General features: G+C 61.9%; 18 protein-coding genes. 6 read left to right on the forward strand and 12 right to left on the reverse strand.

The window, feature by feature from the left end:
• Positions 1-40: 40 nt before the first annotated feature.
• From NA619_RS04330 to NA619_RS04340, 3 genes are all read left to right on the forward strand, one after another.
• Positions 41-823 (forward strand): sulfite exporter TauE/SafE family protein, encoded by a 783-nt coding sequence (locus NA619_RS04330; protein ID WP_255960288.1) that lies wholly within the window; start codon positions 41-43, stop codon positions 821-823.
• Positions 824-833: 10 nt separating this feature from the next.
• Positions 834-1,634, forward strand: a complete 801-nt coding sequence (gene lgt, locus NA619_RS04335; RefSeq protein WP_255960290.1) for a prolipoprotein diacylglyceryl transferase — start codon at positions 834-836, stop codon at positions 1,632-1,634.
• Positions 1,635-1,752: 118 nt separating this feature from the next.
• On the forward strand, positions 1,753-2,547 hold the full coding sequence (locus NA619_RS04340; RefSeq protein WP_255960293.1) for a thymidylate synthase: 795 nt from the start codon (positions 1,753-1,755) through the stop codon (positions 2,545-2,547).
• A 15-nt stretch (positions 2,548-2,562) separates the two neighbouring features.
• Here the strand turns inward: NA619_RS04340 and NA619_RS04345 are convergent, their stop codons facing one another.
• The gene (locus NA619_RS04345; RefSeq protein ID WP_255960295.1) at positions 2,563-3,639 is read right to left on the reverse strand and encodes a transporter substrate-binding domain-containing protein; all 1,077 of its coding nucleotides are present in this window, start codon (positions 3,637-3,639) and stop codon (positions 2,563-2,565) included.
• 139 nt (positions 3,640-3,778) lie between these two features.
• Here NA619_RS04345 and NA619_RS04350 point away from each other — a divergent pair, with 139 nt between their 5' ends.
• Positions 3,779-4,549, forward strand: coding sequence for a ParA family protein (locus NA619_RS04350; RefSeq protein WP_255960297.1), 771 nt, complete (start codon positions 3,779-3,781; stop codon positions 4,547-4,549).
• On the opposite strand, the gene NA619_RS04355 is transcribed toward NA619_RS04350, so the two are convergent.
• From NA619_RS04355 to NA619_RS04380, 6 genes are all read right to left on the reverse strand, one after another.
• Positions 4,550-5,533, reverse strand: a complete 984-nt coding sequence (locus NA619_RS04355) for a branched-chain amino acid ABC transporter permease (RefSeq protein ID WP_255960299.1) — start codon at positions 5,531-5,533, stop codon at positions 4,550-4,552.
• A 1-nt stretch (position 5,534) separates the two neighbouring features.
• Positions 5,535-6,422 carry a branched-chain amino acid ABC transporter permease gene (locus NA619_RS04360; protein ID WP_255960301.1) on the reverse strand — a complete coding sequence of 296 codons (888 nt, stop codon included), beginning with the start codon at positions 6,420-6,422 and terminating at the stop codon, positions 5,535-5,537.
• Complete coding sequence (locus NA619_RS04365; RefSeq protein WP_255960303.1) at positions 6,422-7,132, reverse strand: ABC transporter ATP-binding protein; 711 nt, start codon at positions 7,130-7,132, stop codon at positions 6,422-6,424. The genes NA619_RS04360 and NA619_RS04365 overlap by 1 nt, the downstream gene beginning before the upstream one ends.
• The gene (locus NA619_RS04370) at positions 7,125-7,934 is read right to left on the reverse strand and encodes an ABC transporter ATP-binding protein (protein WP_255960305.1); all 810 of its coding nucleotides are present in this window, start codon (positions 7,932-7,934) and stop codon (positions 7,125-7,127) included. The genes NA619_RS04365 and NA619_RS04370 overlap by 8 nt, the downstream gene beginning before the upstream one ends.
• 2 nt (positions 7,935-7,936) lie before the next feature.
• Entirely contained in the window at positions 7,937-9,145 is a 1,209-nt protein-coding gene (locus NA619_RS04375) for an ABC transporter substrate-binding protein (protein ID WP_255960825.1), read from the reverse strand.
• Positions 9,146-9,610: 465 nt separating this feature from the next.
• Positions 9,611-10,396: a universal stress protein gene (locus NA619_RS04380; RefSeq protein WP_255960826.1), complete on the reverse strand. Its 786-nt coding sequence runs from the start codon at positions 10,394-10,396 to the stop codon at positions 9,611-9,613.
• A 180-nt stretch (positions 10,397-10,576) separates the two neighbouring features.
• On the opposite strand from NA619_RS04380, the gene NA619_RS04385 reads away from it, so the two are divergent.
• Positions 10,577-11,485 carry a response regulator gene (locus NA619_RS04385; RefSeq protein ID WP_255960307.1) on the forward strand — a complete coding sequence of 303 codons (909 nt, stop codon included), beginning with the start codon at positions 10,577-10,579 and terminating at the stop codon, positions 11,483-11,485.
• 166 nt (positions 11,486-11,651) lie between these two features.
• Complete coding sequence (locus NA619_RS04390; RefSeq protein ID WP_255960309.1) at positions 11,652-12,548, forward strand: peptidoglycan DD-metalloendopeptidase family protein; 897 nt, start codon at positions 11,652-11,654, stop codon at positions 12,546-12,548.
• A gap of 36 nt (positions 12,549-12,584) precedes the next feature.
• Here NA619_RS04390 and NA619_RS04395 read toward each other — a convergent pair whose 3' ends face one another.
• The 5 genes from NA619_RS04395 to NA619_RS04415 all read right to left on the reverse strand — a co-directional run bounded on the left by NA619_RS04395 (position 12,585) and on the right by NA619_RS04415 (position 17,693).
• Positions 12,585-13,937, reverse strand: coding sequence for a hemolysin family protein (locus NA619_RS04395; protein WP_255960311.1), 1,353 nt, complete (start codon positions 13,935-13,937; stop codon positions 12,585-12,587).
• 90 nt (positions 13,938-14,027) lie between these two features.
• Positions 14,028-15,329, reverse strand: a complete 1,302-nt coding sequence (phoR, locus tag NA619_RS04400; protein ID WP_255960313.1) for a phosphate regulon sensor histidine kinase PhoR — start codon at positions 15,327-15,329, stop codon at positions 14,028-14,030.
• Between the two features lie 80 nt (positions 15,330-15,409).
• Positions 15,410-16,099 (reverse strand): phosphate regulon transcriptional regulator PhoB, encoded by a 690-nt coding sequence (phoB, locus tag NA619_RS04405; RefSeq protein WP_021207221.1) that lies wholly within the window; start codon positions 16,097-16,099, stop codon positions 15,410-15,412.
• Positions 16,100-16,207: 108 nt separating this feature from the next.
• Positions 16,208-17,104 carry a 4-hydroxybenzoate octaprenyltransferase gene (ubiA, locus tag NA619_RS04410; protein WP_255960315.1) on the reverse strand — a complete coding sequence of 299 codons (897 nt, stop codon included), beginning with the start codon at positions 17,102-17,104 and terminating at the stop codon, positions 16,208-16,210.
• Between the two features lie 49 nt (positions 17,105-17,153).
• Positions 17,154-17,693, reverse strand: a complete 540-nt coding sequence (locus NA619_RS04415) for a chorismate--pyruvate lyase family protein (RefSeq protein ID WP_255960317.1) — start codon at positions 17,691-17,693, stop codon at positions 17,154-17,156.
• Positions 17,694-17,815 lie beyond the last annotated feature (122 nt).

Below are 17,815 nucleotides of genomic sequence, written 5' to 3' on the forward strand. Positions count from 1 at the left end.
TTTTCCGCTAACATGCCGCTTTGTTTTTCTGGATGGTCCGATGGAGTTCGCGCTTTATCTGCTGCTGGGCGGCTTCGCGGGCATCACGGCCGGCCTGTTTGGCGTTGGTGGCGGCTTGCTCATCGTCCCGGTGCTGGTGTTCAGTTTTACCGCGCAGGGCATCGATCCGCTGATTCTGACTCACCTGGCGGTTGGCACCTCGCTGGCGACCATCGTGTTCACCTCGCTCAACTCGATCCTTGCGCATCATCGCCAGGGCGCTGTGCGCTGGGCTGTGGTGCGCTGGATGACGCTTGGCATCCTGATCGGCGCGGCGCTTGGAAGCCTTACCGCCGCTGCGATTCAGGGGCCGATGCTGCAAAAGATCATTGGTGTGTTCGCCATCGTCATCGCCGTTCAGATGGGCTTTTCCCTGCAGCCGAAATCCAGCGCAGGGGTGCCGGGCAAGCCTGTGCTGACAGTCGCCGGGATAGTGATTGGCTGGGCCTCGGCAATTTTCGGAATCGGCGGTGGCTCGCTGACCGTGCCCTTTCTCACCTGGCGCAGCGTTCCGATTCAGCAGGCCGTGGCGACCTCCGCCGCCTGCGGTCTGCCGATTGCCATAGCCGGTGCGTTGAGTTTTGCCGTGGTTGGCTGGCAGGATGCGCATCTGCCGGAGTGGAGCCTTGGTTTCGTGTATCTGCCGGCGCTGGTCGGCATTGCAATCACCAGTATGTTTTTCGCCCGTATCGGCGCGCAGCTCGCGCATCGCCTGTCGCCGCTGATGCTGCGGCGACTGTTCGCGCTGCTGTTGCTGAGCGTCGGTATCAACTTTTTGATCTGAGGAAACCCGGATGCTGCCTTATCCGCAGATAGACCCAGTCGCCGTTTCGCTAGGCCCGCTGCAAATCCACTGGTACGGCCTGATGTACCTGATCGGCATCGGTGGCGCCTGGCTGTTGGCCTCGCGTCGCCTGCACCGCTTCGACCCGAGCTGGGACAAGGACAAACTGTCCGATCTGGTGTTCTGGGTCGCCATGGGCGTAATCGTCGGTGGGCGACTGGGCTATGTGTTGTTCTACGATCTGGCCGCTTACATCAATGATCCGACGCTGATCTTCCAGGTGTGGAAAGGCGGCATGTCGTTCCATGGCGGATTGATCGGCGTGCTGTTGTGCACCTGGATCTTCGCGCGGCGCAACGGCAAGAAGTTCTTCGAGCTGATGGATTTCATCGCTCCCTTCGTACCCATCGGGCTGGGTGCGGGCCGCATCGGCAACTTCATCAATGCCGAGCTATGGGGCAAGGCAAGCGATGTGCCCTGGGCGATGGTCTTCCCCACCGACCCGCAGCAGCTCGCGCGGCACCCCTCGCAGCTCTATCAGTTCGCGCTCGAAGGCGTGGCGCTGTTCGTGATCCTGTGGATCTATTCGAGTAAGCCGCGGCCGACCATGGCAGTGTCCGGGCTGTTCGCCGTCTGCTATGGAATCTTCCGCTTCATCGTCGAGTTCGTCCGCGTCCCTGACGCGCAGCTCGGCTACCTGGCGTTCGGCTGGCTGACCATGGGGCAAGTGCTCTGCGTGCCGATGGTGCTGATCGGCCTCGGCATGATTGCCTGGGGCTATCGCCGCGAGCCGGCCAAGGCATCGGCCTGATTGGCACCTCCGGCTTGTCGCAAGAGCGCGACAAGCCGGGCGCCGAACTTTTACTATCTGCAGGATTTCTTTCCATCGCGTCCAGGCCCTCGCGCAGACGCCCGCTTCGAGCCCATCGATGAAACAGTATCTCGACCTGATGCGCCATGTGCGCGAGAACGGCACCTTCAAGAGCGACCGCACCGGCACCGGCACCTACAGCGTGTTCGGCCATCAGATGCGCTTCGATCTGGCGGAGGGCTTTCCACTGGTTACCACCAAGAAGTGCCACCTCAAGTCCATCGTCCACGAGCTGTTGTGGTTCCTTCAGGGTGACACCAACATCAAGTACCTGAAGGAAAACGGCGTACGTATCTGGGACGAGTGGGCCGACGAAAACGGCGAGCTGGGGCCGGTGTATGGCTACCAGTGGCGCAGCTGGCCGGCACCCAACGGCGAGTCGGTCGACCAGATTGCCAACCTGCTGGCGATGATCAAGAAGAATCCCGATTCACGGCGCCTGATTGTCTCGGCCTGGAATCCCACTCTGGTTGACCAGATGGCGCTCCCGCCGTGTCACGCCCTGTTCCAGTTCTACGTCGCCGACGGCAAGCTCAGCTGCCAGTTGTACCAGCGTTCAGCCGACATCTTCCTCGGCGTACCCTTCAACATCGCCAGCTATGCGCTGCTGACCCTGATGGTCGCGCAGGTTTGCGATCTGCAGCCAGGCGAGTTCATCTGGAGTGGCGGCGATTGCCACCTGTACGCCAACCACCTGGAGCAGGCTGACCTGCAGCTGACCCGCGAGCCTCTGCCGCTGCCGACGATGAAGATCAACCCAGAGGTGAAGGATCTGTTCGCCTTCCGCTTTGAGGATTTCGAGCTGGTCGGTTACGAAGCCCATCCGCACATCAAGGCGCCGGTCGCGGTCTGACCCGTCCGAGCCAATTCAAGGCGCGCCCAGGTAGCGCTGCAGCACCTGCTGCCATGGGTTGGCGCCGGTAATCTGCAGGATTGCCTGGCTGATGGGCTCTCGCAGCGGGCTCTGGCTGGACACGGCAAAGGCGTAGGACTGGTTTTCAAAGGTGCCGGGCAACAAGCGCAGCCCGCCCTGGCCCAGTTCGCCGTTACGGTATTGCATGATCGGCAGGTCGTAGACCACCGCCTCGGCATCGCCTGATTGCACGGCCAGCATTGCCTGGCTGAGGTCAGGATATCGGCTGGCGCGAATCCGCTGGTTGTCCAGATAGGCCTCGCTGACCGTGCCGGCGACGGTCGCCACGTGGGCACGTCTCAGATCTTCCGGGCCTTGCAGACCGCCTTGCAGATTGCCTACCGTCAAAGTAGTCGTCACCGCCGCGGTAAAGGTCGACACCATGATCAGTGCGGCGAACATCCAGATGATCGCGATCAGACGCCCGCCAAGGGTGACCGGCGCCTTGTCGCCATAGCCGACAGTGGTCATGGTCACCGCCGCCCACCAGAAGCCATTGCCTACGCCGCGCACGGACGATTCGCCGAACTGTTCGCTGTTGCGTCGGCGTTCGAACAACCACAGTGCCGCGCCCACCAGCAGGAGCAGCGCCGCCAGACCGACCACCAAACTCAGAAACTGCCAGGAGAACAATGCCCGCAAAGCGCCCCAGCCGCCGCTGCTCTGTGCAGGCAGTCCGATCGCCAGGCCGGTGCGGTAGAAGGGGTGAGTGAAGTCGATCAGCTCTTCGCGCTCGGCTGTCATGGTCAGCGCACCGACCACGGCGTCCAGCTGACGGTTCTCCAGCTCCGGCAGTAGCCTGTCGAAGGGCATCGGCAGCAGCTCGTAGCGATAGCCGTTGCGCTCCGCAATCCGCTGCCACAGTTCGATGCTGATGCCGCTCCAGCTACCGTCGGCCTCCTGAATCACGAAGGGTGGCACTTCGGTGATGCCAACGCGCAGTGTCTGCTGAATTTCCTGGGCCGCCGACATGTGGGGCGCCAGTGCCGATGCCATGAGGCAAAGCAGCATTGCAATCAGTGGTCGGGTCACGGTAGCTCCTGCACTTTATTTTTGCCGCAGAGTAGCAAAGCGCCGGCGGGCCTGTGATGTGCAAGGGAGGACAAGGAGTAGCCTCAATGCCATCTGCGTTGTATAGACTCCAGATCACAGCAGACAGCGAGGGCGGACCATGCGAAGGGTGGTGTTCAATCAGAAGGGCGGCGTTGGCAAGTCGAGCATCGCCTGCAATCTGGCAGCAGTCAGCGCAGCGCAGGGCTATCGCACCCTGCTGATCGATCTTGATGCGCAGGCCAACTCCAGCCATTACCTCACCGGGCTCACTGGCGAGGCGCTGCCCACTGGTATCGCCGATTACTTCAAGCAGGTGCTGGCCGGCGGTGCGGCAGGCAAGAAGGCGCGCCCGCCGATCAGTGAAACGCGATTCGATAATCTCCACATCATCACCGCCACCGCGGAACTGGCCGACCTGCAGCCTAAGCTCGAAGCCAAGTACAAGATCAACAAGTTGCGAAAGCTGCTGGAAAGTCTGTCCGAGGAATACGAACGCATTTATATCGATACGCCGCCCGCGCTGAATTTCTTCACGGTGTCAGCGCTGATTGCCGCGGATCGCTGCCTGATTCCCTTCGATTGCGACAGCTTTTCCCGTCAGGCGCTCTACAGCCTGCTAAGTGAAATCGAGGAACTGCAGGAAGACCACAACGAAGGGCTGGAGGTTGAGGGCATCATCGTCAACCAGTTCCAGCCCAGGGCCGCGCTGCCGCAGCAGATGATCGACGAACTACTGGCTGAAGGATTGCCGGTACTGCCAGTGCACCTGATGAGCTCGGTGCGGATGCGCGAGTCGCATCAGGTCTGCATGCCGTTGATCCATTTCGATCCCCGGCACAAGCTGACTCAGCAGTTCGTCCAGTTGCATGAGCATCTGGAAGGAAACTGATCAATCCTCGCGCGAGCGCTCGATGCGCCGTCCCAGGCGCGACGCGTAAAGCTCGCCGATGATGCCGCGGCGGAACACCAGCACGCAGACCATGAAGATGATGCCGGTGACCAGAGTGACCGGCAGCTCGGAAGTGGCGAAGTAATTGCCCAGACTGGTCACCAGCGCCGCACCGAAGACCGGCCCGACCAGGGTGCCGATACCGCCGAGCAGGGTCATCAGCACCACCTCGCCGGACATCTGCCAGCTCACATCGGTGAGCGTGGCGAACTGGAATACCAGCGCCTTCAGCCCGCCGGCCAGCCCTGCCAGCGCGGCCGACATGACGAACGCACCGAGCTTGTAGCGTGAGACCGAATAGCCGAGGGAGATGGCCCGGTTCTCGTTCTCGCGGATTGATTTGAGGATCATGCCGAACGGGGAGTTGATGATCCGCCAGATCGCCAGCATCCCGAGCAGGAAAACCGTCAGCACGAAGAAGTACATGCTCAGCGGCTCTTTCAAGTCGATCAGGCCGAACAGGTGCCCGCGCGGAATGCCCTGGATGCCATCCTCGCCATGGGTGAAAGGCGCCTGCAGGCAGAAGAAAAAGAACATCTGCGACAGCGCCAGGGTGATCATCGTCGAATAGATGCCCTGGCGCCGTATCGCCAGAAAGCCGATCACCACGCCCAGTACCGCAGCGCCCACGACGCCGACGAGTATTCCCAGCTCCGGCGTCAGGCCCCATTCCTTGACCGCATGAGCGGTGAAGTAGGCCGCGCCGCCGAAAAATGCCGCATGTCCGAACGAGAGAATGCCGGTGTATCCCAGCAGCAGATTGAAGGCGCAGGCGAACAGTGCAAAGCACATCACCTTCATCAGGAACACGGGGTAGAAATACAGTGGCGCCAGGATCAGCGCGGCGACGCCGAGCAGGATCAGTAGCGTCTCGGCGTTCCAGCGCTTGTGCTTTGCTGCGGCGGTTGCGGTAGCTTGCTGCATGTCAGCCATCCCTTCCCATCAGGCCCGCTGGACGCACGAGCAGCACGATCGCCATGACCACGAAGATCACGATATTGGATGCCTCGGGGTAGAACACCTTGGTCAGGCCTTCCAGGATGCCGAGCATGTAGCCGGTGATGATGGCGCCAAGGATCGAGCCCATGCCGCCGACCACCACCACGGCGAAGACCACGATGATCAGATTCGATCCCATCAGCGGGCTGACCTGGTAGATGGGGGCCGCGAGGATGCCGGCCAGTCCCGCCAGACCCGCGCCGAGGCCGTAGGTGAAGGTCAAAAGCAGCGGCACGTTGATGCCGAAGGTGCGTACAAGCGTGGGGTTTTCGGTGGCGGCGCGAAGGTAGGAGCCGAGCTTGGTCTTTTCGATCAGCAACCAGGTGCTCAGACAGATGAGCAACGAAGCCACGACTACCCAGGCGCGGTACTTGGGCAGAAACATGAAGCCGAGGTTGTATCCGCCCGAAAGCGCGCTCGGCACCGCGTAGGGTTGGCCCGAAGAGCCGTAGTAGTAGCGGAAGGCGCCTTCGAGTGCGAGGGCCAGGCCGAAGGTGAAGAGCAAACCGTAAAGGTGATCGAGGTTGTACAGCCGCGACAGCGCCAGCCGCTCCACCGCTGCGCCGGCGAGGCCGACGATCAAAGGCGCCAGGATCAGCGCCGGCCAGTAGCCGATGCCCAGCACTGCCAGCAGCAGATAGCCAGCGAAGGCGCCCATCATGTACTGGGCGCCATGAGCAAAGTTGATCACCTTGAGCAGGCCGAAAATGATCGCCAGCCCCAGGCTGAGCATGGCGTAGAAGGAGCCGTTGATCAGCCCGATCAGCAACTGGCCGAGAAAGGCCTGTATGGGTACGCCGAAGATCTCCGTCATCAGACCCCCAGGGTTTCGTTGAGTAAAGACATGCGATCCGGCAGTTCGCTGACGTGAAAGGTGTCGACGATCCTGCCGTGGTCGACCAGATAGAACCGATCAGCAACCTTGCTGGCGAAGCGGAAATTCTGCTCCACCAGCAGGATGGTCATGCCGCGTTGCTTGAGGGTGAGCAAGACGTCGCCGATGCGCTGAACGATGACAGGCGCCAGGCCTTCGGTGGGCTCGTCGAGCAGCAGCAATTTCGCGCCGGTTCGCAGTATTCGCGCGATGGCGAGCATCTGCTGCTCACCGCCCGACAGCTTGGTGCCGGCGCTGTTGCGGCGTTCCTTGAGGTTGGGGAACAGCTCGTAGATTTCGGCGGTGCTCATGCCGCCTTTGGCGATAATGGGTGGCAGGTTTAGGTTCTCGTCCACCGTCAGCGTCGCGAAGATCCCACGTTCCTCGGGCACGAAGCCCATGCCGGTGTGGGCGGCGCGATGCAGCGGTACGCGCATCATGTCGTGTCCATCGAAATGGATGGTGCCCGTGCGTTTGCGGATGATGCCCATGATCGAGCGCAATGCGGTGGTCTTGCCCACGCCGTTGCGGCCAAGCAGCGTGACCGTCTCGCCCTGACGCACCTCCAGGTCGATCCCGTGCAGCGCGTGGCTTTCGCCGTACCAGGCGTTGAGCTCGCGAACACTCAGCAGCGGCATCGCTTCACTCATCTTCAGTCCCCATATAGGCCTCGCGCACACGAGGGTCCTGGCTCACGCTGCGGTAATCGCCCGACGTGAGGATTTCTCCGCGCTGCAGTACCGTCACCTGATCGCACAGATCGGCGACGACCTTCAGGTTGTGCTCGACCATCAACACCGCGCGGCTGCGGGCTACTTCGCGGATCAGGTCGGAAACGATGTGCACATCCTCGTGGCCCATTCCTGCCATTGGCTCGTCGAGCAACAGCACCTTGGGTTCGAGCGCTAGGGTGGTGGCGATCTCCAGCACCCGCTTGCGCCCGTATGACAGGTCCGCGGCGGGGCTATTACAAGCGTCCTCAAGGCCGACCGATTCGATCAGCGCCATGGCCTTTTCATTGAGCCGGTTCAGCGAGCGCAGCGGCAGCCAGAACTGCGTCGCCAGACCGCCGGGGCGCTGCAGGGCCACGCGCACGTTTTCCAGCACGCTCAGGTGCGGGAAGACGGCCGAAATCTGAAATGAGCGCACCAGCCCCATGCGCGCGACTTTGGCCGGGTCGGTACGGGTGATGTCTTCTCCAAGCAGCGTGATGCTGCCGCTGGACGGTTGCAGAAACTTGGTCAGCAAGTTGAACACGGTGGTCTTGCCAGCGCCGTTGGGCCCGATCAGCGCGTGAACCCGGGCGTGATGCACGTCCAGGTCGACGTTGTTGACGGCGACGAACCCCTTGAAGTCCCGGCGCAGCCCGCGCGCCGAGAGCACGACAGACGACTTCTCGCCTACCGCTAGCGGCGCCGGATGGCTCTCAGCCGGGCTGCTCTGGACGGTCATGCTTATTGCTTCACCAGATCGCAGCCGCTGTCGGCAGGTTTGATGTAAGCCTCGTCACCCGGCACGGTGGCCAGAACTTTGTAGTAGTCCCATGGCTTTTCGCTCTCGTCCGGCTTCTTCACTTCCATCAGGTAAACGTCGCTGATCAGCCGGCCGTTGGCGCCGACCTTGGCGTTGCGTGCAAACAGATCGTCCACCGGCATCTCGTGCATAGCCTTAGCCACGGCTTCTGTTTCGTCGGTGCCGGTCTTGTCGATGGCCTTGAGATACTGCATCACGCCGGAATAGGTTCCCGCGTGGACCATGTTCGGCATCCGCCCGGTACGCTCGAAGAAGCGCTGCGCGAATTCGCGCGATTGGTCGTCACGGTCCCAGTAGAAGCTCTCGGTCAGGGTCAGGCCCTGAGCCGCTTCCAGCCCCAGGCCGTGAACTTCCGAGAGGGTGAAAAGCAACGCTGCCAGGCGCTGGCCGCTGGCGACGATGCCGAACTCCGCAGCCTGCTTGATGGCATTGGCGGTATCCATTCCCGCGTTGGCCAGTCCGATGACCTGCGCCCCGGAAGACTGCGCCTGCAGCAGGAAGGACGAGTAATCGTTGGTCGCCAGCGGGTGGCGAACCGAGCCCTTGATCTCGCCGCCGTTTGCCTGGACGAACTTGCTGGTCTGCTCCTCCAGCGAATAGCCGAAGGCATAGTCGGCCGTCAGGAAGTACCAACTCTTGCCGCCCTGCGAAACCAGCGCACCGCCTGTGCCGACTGCCAACGCATGGGTGTCATAGGCCCAGTGGAAGCCGTAGGGCGAGCACTGCTTGCCGGTCAGCTCGGTGGTGGCCGCGCCGGTCACCAGATTGATCTTCTTCTTTTCCTTGGAGATACCCTGCACAGCCAGCGCCACGGACGAGGTGGTCAGCTCCATGATGGAGTCCACCTGCTCGCGGTCGTACCACTGGCGGGAAATGTTGGATGCGATGTCCGGCTTGTTTTGATGGTCGGCGGTGACGATCTCGATGGCGGCGCCTTGCACCTTGCCGCCGAAATCTTCCGCCGCCATCTTTGCCGCCTCGAAGGACCACTTGCCGCCGAAGTCGGCGTATACGCCGGACTGGTCGTTGAGAATTCCGATCTTCACCTTGCCGTCGGAAATCTCCGCCGCCAGCGCCGGAAGCGCAGTTGCCGCGCCCAGGGTTGCCGTAGCCAATGCCAGAAGCTTCATCATCGCCTGTCTCCTTGCGGGGGTTGAGCGCTGACAAACCGGCACATGCGGCCTGTCACGCACTGAAGAGTTCGGTCGTTTTTATTGCCAGATCGCATGGGGCGGGCGCGCCGCACCGGTGGCTGTACGACGCAATGCCGGGAAGAACGCGCAGGAAAGAGCCCATGGCCTAGTGAGGGCTGTGCGGCTGCAGAATGGGGTCGTTTCGATAAGCGGGATGCCGCCGTGTGGAGCTGGCACGGACAGTCGATAGGCGCCGGAGGCTGCGACATGGATCGAGCTGGCATAGGGTTCTTCTAGTTATTGTTTTGTAGAACTAAACGTAGCAGGGGATCAGGCAGACGCAACTTGCACCGCTGCGATGAGACGGCATCCGGCAGGGATCATTCAGCCATGATCGGGCTGTGCGGCGCAGGCCAGCCGCTTTTCAAGCCAAACGGCATTTTTTGCGATCAGGTGGCGGTATCAGCGTGCGATGAGGATGTCGCAGGGCGGTTGATCGAGGTATTGCCGCGTCAGACTGCCAAGGAGCGTGTCGCTAATTTCTCCACGGCTGTGGCTGCCGAGGGCGAGCAGTTGCGGCTGGACTGCTGCGATGGCCGAATCCAGGCAATTGTTGCGCTCACCGTAGCGAAGGCTGGTATGTAGCCGACCGTCGCTCTCATTCAGGTCTGCACGCAGGTCGGTCACCAGCTGATCGAACAGTTCCTGCTGAAGAGCCAGGTCCGATGCATCCGGCTGCTGGAGTTCGGATACCTCATGGATATTCAGCGCCGTCAGCTCACCGCTGCTCGACAACAATGCCCAAGCAACGGACAGCGCCCGGCTGGCGCAGCCCGAGTAATCGAGGGCAGCCAGCGCGCTGGAGTAGGGTGCAGGCGGCGCGATCGCAAGCAGCAGCGGTGCCGGGCAGCTTTGCAGCACCTGCTCCAGGGTCGTGCCGGCGAAACTTTGTGGCGAGAGGCGATGATGGCGACCCATCACCAGTAGATCGGCTTCCAGACCGGCGGTCTGAGTGAGGATCTCTTCAGCGGCGCGGCCCTGCCTGATCCAGAGCTGCTCCTGGCCAAGCGCATGACGTGTAAGTGCGGCATCTAAGCTGCCGCGCGCCTGCGGCTCGTCCACGTCGCCCTCCAGAACGTGCAGAACGCTGAGCCTCGCGCCAGTCTGCTGCGCCAGTTGCGCTGCGCGAGTCAGGGCGAGGTCGGCATCGGGGCTGAGGTCGTGGGCGACGAGAATATGCTGAACCATCAGGGCCTCGCGGTGCAGGAACGGAATCCGCAGTATGCCGCGCTCGGCCAGGGCTGTGGTGATCATCGTCAGTGCGGCACGCTTCGGGTCATCTGGAGGCAATTGTCTACGTTGATCCGGAATGCTTTTTTCGACGGGCCGCTAACGCTATGCTGACGGCCATTCAAGCAGGAGCGAGTGATGAGCAAAGTCAGTGTGCTGGTGGTGGATGACGCGCCCTTCATTCGGGATCTGATCAAGAAGGGGTTGCGCAGCCAGTTTCCGGGGATTCGTATCGAGGACGCCGTGAATGGGCGCAAGGCCCAGCAGATGCTCGATCGGGACACCTTCGACCTGATTCTCTGCGATTGGGAGATGCCGGAAATGTCCGGGCTTGAACTGCTCACTTGGTGCCGTGCACAGGATAAGCTCAAAACCACCCCGTTCATCATGGTCACCAGCCGTGGTGACAAGGAAAACGTGGTGCAGGCCATCCAGTCCGGTGTGTCTGACTTCATCGGCAAGCCATTCTCCAACGAACAGCTGAGCACCAAGGTACGCAAGGCGCTTGGCCGGGCCGGCAAGCTCGATGCTCTGGCAGCCAGCGCCCCAGCGCGACCAACCAATACTGGGATGGCCAATGATTCGCTCGCGGCCCTGACAGGCGGCAAGGCTGACGTGGTCAAGCCGGCTGTGAGCGCTCCGTCGGCTGCTGCATCGTCGCCCCTGATCCGTCCTCCAGCAGGCAAGCCCGCTGCTGCAGCCGCTAGCGCCGGTCGTGGTCAGGGCCAGCTACGCCTGGCGTCCGGGACGCTGCCTTGCGTGATCAAGGCCCTGAGCCTCAAAGAAGGATTGTTGGTCGTCAAACGCGGCGATACGTTGCCGCAAGTGCTGGAAAGCGCTGTGCTCGATCTTGAGCAGAGCGAAGGCGGTGAAGTCGCGCGCCTCAACGGCTATTTGCACGCCGTTGCAGCTGTGGAGCCGAAGCCGGACAGCGAATGGCTGCAACTGACCTTCCGCTTCGTCGATCGTGATCCCCAGAAACTTGACTACCTGTCGCGTCTCATCGCCCGTGGCACGGCACAACGACACTTCGTTCCAGGCGCCTGAACCGGGTCGCCCGCCGCGTCGGTCGCTTGACCGGCGCTCCGCTCATCAGAAACTTTGCACTGCCGCCGGAACAATTTCACAGGCCGACGGTCGGTGGCTCGCCTGTGCCCCGTTGCGCTGCTAGTCTGCAGCCCTCTTACTACATAACCCTATGAAGTCTGCCGTTATGTCGTGGCGCATCATTCTCGTTCTCGGATCGTTCTGGCTGGCCTCATCCGCGTCAGCCCTGACCATTTATAAATACACTGACGCCAACGGCGTGGTCACTTACAGCGACCAGGCTGCCCCGGGCGCGCGGGTGTTCACGTTCAGTGATCGCATGGTCGAGAAGCTCGACACCCAGGTGAAGCTGGAAACCCGCAAGCACGCCGGTGGTGAGACCCTGCTGGTGCGCAATGATCTGTTCGCGCCGGTGGATATCGAGCTGAAGTTGACCGGCGTACAGAACGCCGTCGGCGCGCCAGACAAGCCGATCCGCTGGGTGCTGCCGCCGCGCAGCCAGATCCGGCTGGCGACACTCGCGGCGCTCGATCCCTCGAAGCCGCTCAAGTACACGCCCAAGCTGCGTCACGCACTGGGTGATCCGCGTCTACTGCCCAAACCCTACCGTTATCCGTTGCCCTGGCGTGGCGGCCCGTTCCGTCTGACTCAGGGCGCCAATGGCAAGTACAGCCACTTCACCCCGAAAGGACGCTACGCCGCCGACATCGCCATGCCTGAAGGCACGCCCATCGTGGCGGCGCGGGGTGGCATGGTGGTGAAGATCGAGAACGATCAGAGCGGGCGCGGCAACAACCCGGCCGGCAATTTCGTGCGGCTGTTGCACGATGACGGCACCATGGGCGTGTATCTGCACCTGATGAAGGGCTCGGTGAGCGTTCGCGAAGGTCAGCGTATCGAAACCGGAAGCCAGCTGGCGCGCTCCGGCAATACCGGCAATAGCACCGGCCCGCACCTGCACTTCGTGGTCCAGCGCAACGTTGGGCTGGCCGTCGAGTCGATTCCTTTCGATTTCGCCCAGCCGGTCAACAGCCTGCCCAACTTCGCCGTCGGCGGGGACTGACTCAAAGCAGCCGGCACGCATTGGTCGGCTGCGAATCTAATCTTGCTTGAGCACCTTGGCCAATACGATCTTCGGGCCGCGCATTTTCTTGATGACGATCTGCAGATCGTCCACCAGCAATACTTCGTTCTCCTCCGGTACCCGCTTCAGGGTTTCGTAGATCAGCCCTGCCAGGGTGTCGGCATCGACGTGGTCGAGGTTGATGTTCAGCAGTCGTTCGACCTTGTACAACGGCGTGTCGCCGCGCACCAGCAGCTTCCCGGGTTGATAAGCGAGAATGCCGCGTTCGGCCTTGCGGTGTTCATCCTGAATGTCGCCCACCAACACCTCGAGCACATCCTCCATGGTCAGGAAGCCCACCACCTTGTGATCGCCTTCTTCCACCAGCACGAAATGCGCGCCACCCTGGCGAAACTGATCGAGTAGCGCATTCAGCGGTAGATGCCGGGACACCCGCTCCAGCGGGCGTAGCAGGGCGATCAGATCGAAGTGCTGCGCCAACTGCTCGTCACCGGCGAGCGCCAGGAGCAGATCCTTGATGTGCAGCAGCCCGATGTACTCGCTCCGAGCGCTGTCGTACACAGGGTAGCGGCTGTACTTATGGCGGCGAATCAGCTCGAGAATGTCGCCGAGCGATGCGTCGTGCTCCAGCTGCAGGAGATCTTCGCGCGAGTTTGCCCAGTCGGCGACTTCCAGCTCGCTCATCTCTACCGCAGAGGCCAGTACCTTGATGTCCTGATTGGCTGGGTCCAGCGCGCGGTTGGAGTGCAGGATCAGCTTCAGCTCGTCGCGACTGTAGTGGTGTTCGTGATGGCTGCCGGGCTCACCTTGTCCAGCCACCCGCAAGATGGCATTGGCGCTGGCGTTGAGCAGGTAAATAGCCGGATACATGGCCCAGTAGAACAGGTACAGGGGCACCGCCGTCCACAGCGAAAGTAGCTCGGGCTTGCGAATTGCCCAGGACTTGGGGGCTAGCTCGCCGACCACGATGTGCAGATAGGAAATGATGAAAAAGGCCGTGAAAAACGCGATGCCGTGAACGACGGCTGGCGACTCCACTCCGATCGCCTTCAGCACTGGCTCCAGCAGGTGTGCGAAAGCCGGCTCGCCGACCCAGCCGAGCCCGAGGGAGGCCAGCGTGATGCCCAGCTGGCAGGCGGACAGATAGGCGTCCAGCTGCGAATGAACCTTGCGCAGGATATGCCCACGCCAGCCGTGCTGCTTGGCAATGGCCTCGACCTTGGTCGAGCGCAGCTTGACCATGGCAAATTCGGCCGCAACGAAAAAGCCGTTGAGCAGGACCAGGAAGAGGGCAAATAGAATCAGACCGAAATCGGCAAAGTAGGAGGGTGCAACGTAACTGGCGGCTAAGCTGGGGGAAGGGTCCATTAGGGTGTCGGGTAGTGGATGACGGCCCAAGGATGGGGCCGACCCGGGCTTATTTCAAGGCGCTTCGGGGCTGGCGCGCTGCGCGCTCCTTCACTTCACGCTGGCAATCGTCAGTGGAAAGTGACAGGTGAAGGTACTGCCTTTGCCGGGCGTGCTGTTCACGTCTAGGCGGCCCTGATGGCGTAACAGTACGTGCTTGACGATGGCCAGCCCAAGTCCCGTACCGCCGGTGTTGCTCGCGCGGCTGGAATCAACCCGGTAGAAGCGCTCGGTCAGGCGCGGCAGGTGTTTGGACTCAATGCCGATGCCCGAATCCTGCACCGCCAGGTGCGCACCGTGCTCGTTGCACCACCAGCGCACATGCACTTCACCGGCGTCCGGTGTGTACTTCACCGCATTGAATATCAGGTTGGAGAAGGCGCTGCGCAGCTCGCTCTCGCTGCCTTTGAGCATCAGGGTGGGATCGGCTTCGAGGGTGATCCTGTGGTTGCGTTCGGCCGATAGCGCCTGGGCGTCGCCCTTTATCGATTGCAGCAGCTTGGCGACATCCACCGGGTGCGTGTTGGTCGGCGGGCTGGTGGCCTCCAGCTTTGCCAGCAGCAACAGGTCGTTGAGCAGATGCTGCATGCGCCCGGCCTGCTGGTTCATCTGATTCAAGGCTCGCGGCCATCGCGCCGGCATTTCTTCGGTGTGTTCGAGCATCGTTTCCAAGTACCCGGCGATCACGGTCAGCGGCGTGCGCAGCTCGTGAGACACGTTGGCGACGAAGTCCTTGCGCATCTGTTCCAGCTGATGGAGACGCGTAATATCGCGCACCACCATCAGGTGCTCGCTGTTGCCGTAGCGGGTGATGGTTACTTGCAGCCAGAGTCGGTCGTTGACCGGTGAAGACAGCTCCAGAGGTTCTTCGTGACGGCCCTTGTCGAAGTATTCCTTGAAGCTCGGGTGGCGCACCAGGTTCGTCACCGGATGGCCGGTGTCCTGCGGCTTCTTCAGCCCGAGCAGGCGCTCGGCAGCAGGGTTCCACCATTCCAGATTGCCGTCGCTGTCGAGCATGATCACTGCGTCTTTGAGCGCGGTCGTCGAGCCCTGGACGCGGTCGATCACCGACTGCAGTTGCCCGCGCAGGCGCAGGTCCCGGCGTTGGAGCTGATAGAGATTATCGAAGATCTCGCCCCACAGGCCGTGGCTGTCGGGCGGCGGCTGATCGGCCTGGTCGCTCTTGAGCCAGAGCAGCAGCCGGCGAATCTGATACAGCGTCCAGCCGAGGTAGCCGGTGAGGCCGACCACCAACGCCCAGGCGTACTCGCCCGTAATCATGCCGATCAGCAGGCATCCTGCCAATATCAGAAGCAGGCGACGCACCAGAGCGCCTTGCCAGTCTTGATTCACCGCTAACGCTCCTTGAGGCAGCTTGATGCCGGCCGGAAATCATCTATAACGCCCACTGACGCACAGCGGTTGCGGTTTGTTCAGCTCTTGGTGGAAAAGCGGTAGCCGGTACCGCGCACGGTCTGCACCAGATTTTCGTAGGTTTCGCCCAGGGCCTTGCGCAGGCGCCGGATGTGCACGTCCACGGTGCGCTCTTCGACGTACACATTGCCGCCCCAGACCTGATCCAGCAATTGTCCGCGAGTGTAAGCGCGTTCTTGGTGCGTCATGAAGAATTGCAGCAGCCGGTATTCTGTCGGGCCCATGTCAGCCGGCGTGCCGTCGATGGTCACGCGGTGGCTGATTGGGTCGAGGAGCAGGCCACCAATTTCGATGGGTGTCTCGTTATCGCTGGGCGCGGCGCGACGCAGCACGGCCTTTAGGCGCGCAACCAGCTCGCGGGGTGAGAACGGCTTCGTGATGTAATCATCCGCACCCACTTCCAGACCCTGGATCTTGTTGTCCTCGGCATCCTTGGCGGTGAGCATGATGATTGGGGTATTCGCGGTCATCTCGTCGCGCTTGAGTCGGCGCGCCAGTTCGATTCCCGAAGTTCCGGGCAGCATCCAGTCGAGCAGGATCAGATCCGGTTGGCGATCGATAATCAGCGCGTGAGCTTGCTGCGTATTTTCCGCTTCCAGGCATTCGTAGCCGGCCATTTCCAACGCCACGACGATCATCTCGCGAATTGGCGCTTCGTCATCGACGATCAGTATGCATTTGCCGTTCATGTCCGCTCTCGGTCCGGTTCTTGTCGCTCGGCATTAGATAACGGAAATATTGCAGGGATGTGACAGCAATAGGTTGTGCCTGTTTCGCGCTTAGGTCGGGTAAAGGCTCTAGCTTGCCTTCGTTGCGTAGTCCAGAACGATCCCGGCGAGGATGGCCAGCCCTGCCCAGTGATTGTGCAGGAAGGCTTTGAAGCAGGCCTGTGGCTTGCGCGAGCGGGTCTTGATGAATTCCCAGGCGAAGCACAGGGCGGCGATGGTTAGGCCCAGGTGGAACCACTGGCCCAGTTCGAAGCGCACGCCAGCGAGGATCAGGCAGAACAGGGCGAGGCCCTGAAGCGTCGCAATGATGATGCGGTCGGCTTCGCCGAACAGGATGGCGGTGGACTTGATGCCGATTTTCAGGTCGTCCTCGCGGTCCGCCATGGCGTAATAGGTGTCGTAGCCAACGGTCCAGACCACGTTGGCGATGAATAGTAGCCAGGCTTCGGGCGGCAGCTCGCCGCGCTCTGCAGTGAAGGCCATCAGCATGCCCCAGGAAAACGCCGCGCCCAGCACGACCTGTGGGTAGTAGGTGTAGCGCTTCATGAAGGGGTAAAGCGACGCCACGCCCAGCGCGCCGAATGACAGCCAGATGGTGGCAGCGTTGGTGAACAACACCAGAATGAAGCTCAGGGCGACGAGGATGGCGAACAGGATCCAGGCTTCCCTGGACGTGATCTTGCCGGTGGCGAGCGGTCGGCCCTTGGTGCGGCTGACATGGCCATCGAGATTGCGGTCGGCGAAGTCGTTGATCACACAACCGGCCGCACGCATGAGGATGACTCCGAGCACGAAGATCACGATGTTCTTTACGCTGGGTGAGCCTTCTCCGGCAATCCACAGTGCCCATAGCGTCGGCCACAGCAGCAGATAGGTGCCGATCGGACGGTCCAGGCGCATCAGCTGAATGAAGTCCCAGGCGCGCGGGTGCAGGCGATTGCTCGATTGCAGAAGCTTCTGATACATCGGCGGGTCTCCGATCAGTAAAGGTCAGGTTAGGCAGTCTGTGCCGCGATCAGGTCGTTATCCGTGCGGCCTGCCACAGCTCCGGCAGAAACACCTCGGCAACCAGCACGCGCAGGTCGCCCTGGCTGAAACAGGAGCGTCTCGCCCACAGCCGGGGCTCGCGCACCGCCTCGGGAAGCCACTCGGAAGGATAGCGCCGCGCTTCCAGCGGACCGCGCTTGAATGCCGGGTCGCTAAACAGCAACTCCCCCAACGAGCGGCTGCCCAGGTGTGGCAGGTCCAGCCCGGACCGTTCCAGGGCGTGACGCGCCGCAACGCTGCGGGCGAATACCCAGCGCTGCTCGTGCCCTCGCAGGTAGACCTCGCGCACCCAGCCCTCGCTGCCGTCTGCCACGCCCAGCGCGGCGCATTCATCGTCTCGCAGTACCTGCCAGCCTTCAGCCAGCGGTACGACGCTGAACGCGCCTTCGGCCAGCCGAGTCAGGCGTCGGGTAAGCGAACCCCGGTCGACATAGAGCCAGTCATGCAGGTCAGCGGAGAGCGGCACAGCGAGGCGGTCAGCAGGTAACCATTCTTGGAAATCGGACACGTGCGGTAACGGGGACTAAAAAGAAGCGGCGAGTCTAGCAAGAAAGCCGGTGTGAACGGGCTGGCGGACAAAGGCACCGGCTCCCAGGCGCGGCGGTGCGCTCGAATACCTACGGTCGTTCA

The organism is Stutzerimonas stutzeri, from assembly GCF_024448895.1.
GTDB classification, from domain to species: domain Bacteria; phylum Pseudomonadota; class Gammaproteobacteria; order Pseudomonadales; family Pseudomonadaceae; genus Stutzerimonas; species Stutzerimonas stutzeri_Q.

Bases quoted from the DNA above. Each gene is read 5' to 3' on its own strand.
- NA619_RS04330 (WP_255960288.1), top strand. From the start codon at position 41: ATGGAGTTCGCGCTTTATCTGCTGCTGGGCGGCTTCGCGGGCATCACG.
- lgt (WP_255960290.1), top strand. From the start codon at position 834: ATGCTGCCTTATCCGCAGATAGACCCAGTCGCCGTTTCGCTAGGCCCG.
- NA619_RS04340 (WP_255960293.1), top strand. From the start codon at position 1,753: ATGAAACAGTATCTCGACCTGATGCGCCATGTGCGCGAGAACGGCACC.
- NA619_RS04350 (WP_255960297.1), top strand. From the start codon at position 3,779: ATGCGAAGGGTGGTGTTCAATCAGAAGGGCGGCGTTGGCAAGTCGAGC.
- NA619_RS04355 (WP_255960299.1), bottom strand. From the start codon at position 5,533: ATGCAGCAAGCTACCGCAACCGCCGCAGCAAAGCACAAGCGCTGGAAC.
- NA619_RS04360 (WP_255960301.1), bottom strand. From the start codon at position 6,422: ATGACGGAGATCTTCGGCGTACCCATACAGGCCTTTCTCGGCCAGTTG.
- NA619_RS04365 (WP_255960303.1), bottom strand. From the start codon at position 7,132: ATGAGTGAAGCGATGCCGCTGCTGAGTGTTCGCGAGCTCAACGCCTGG.
- NA619_RS04370 (WP_255960305.1), bottom strand. From the start codon at position 7,934: ATGACCGTCCAGAGCAGCCCGGCTGAGAGCCATCCGGCGCCGCTAGCG.
- NA619_RS04375 (WP_255960825.1), bottom strand. From the start codon at position 9,145: ATGAAGCTTCTGGCATTGGCTACGGCAACCCTGGGCGCGGCAACTGCG.
- NA619_RS04380 (WP_255960826.1), bottom strand. From the start codon at position 10,396: ATGGTTCAGCATATTCTCGTCGCCCACGACCTCAGCCCCGATGCCGAC.
- NA619_RS04385 (WP_255960307.1), top strand. From the start codon at position 10,577: ATGAGCAAAGTCAGTGTGCTGGTGGTGGATGACGCGCCCTTCATTCGG.
- NA619_RS04390 (WP_255960309.1), top strand. From the start codon at position 11,652: ATGTCGTGGCGCATCATTCTCGTTCTCGGATCGTTCTGGCTGGCCTCA.
- NA619_RS04395 (WP_255960311.1), bottom strand. From the start codon at position 13,937: ATGGACCCTTCCCCCAGCTTAGCCGCCAGTTACGTTGCACCCTCCTAC.
- phoB (WP_021207221.1), bottom strand. From the start codon at position 16,099: ATGAACGGCAAATGCATACTGATCGTCGATGACGAAGCGCCAATTCGC.
- ubiA (WP_255960315.1), bottom strand. From the start codon at position 17,104: ATGTATCAGAAGCTTCTGCAATCGAGCAATCGCCTGCACCCGCGCGCC.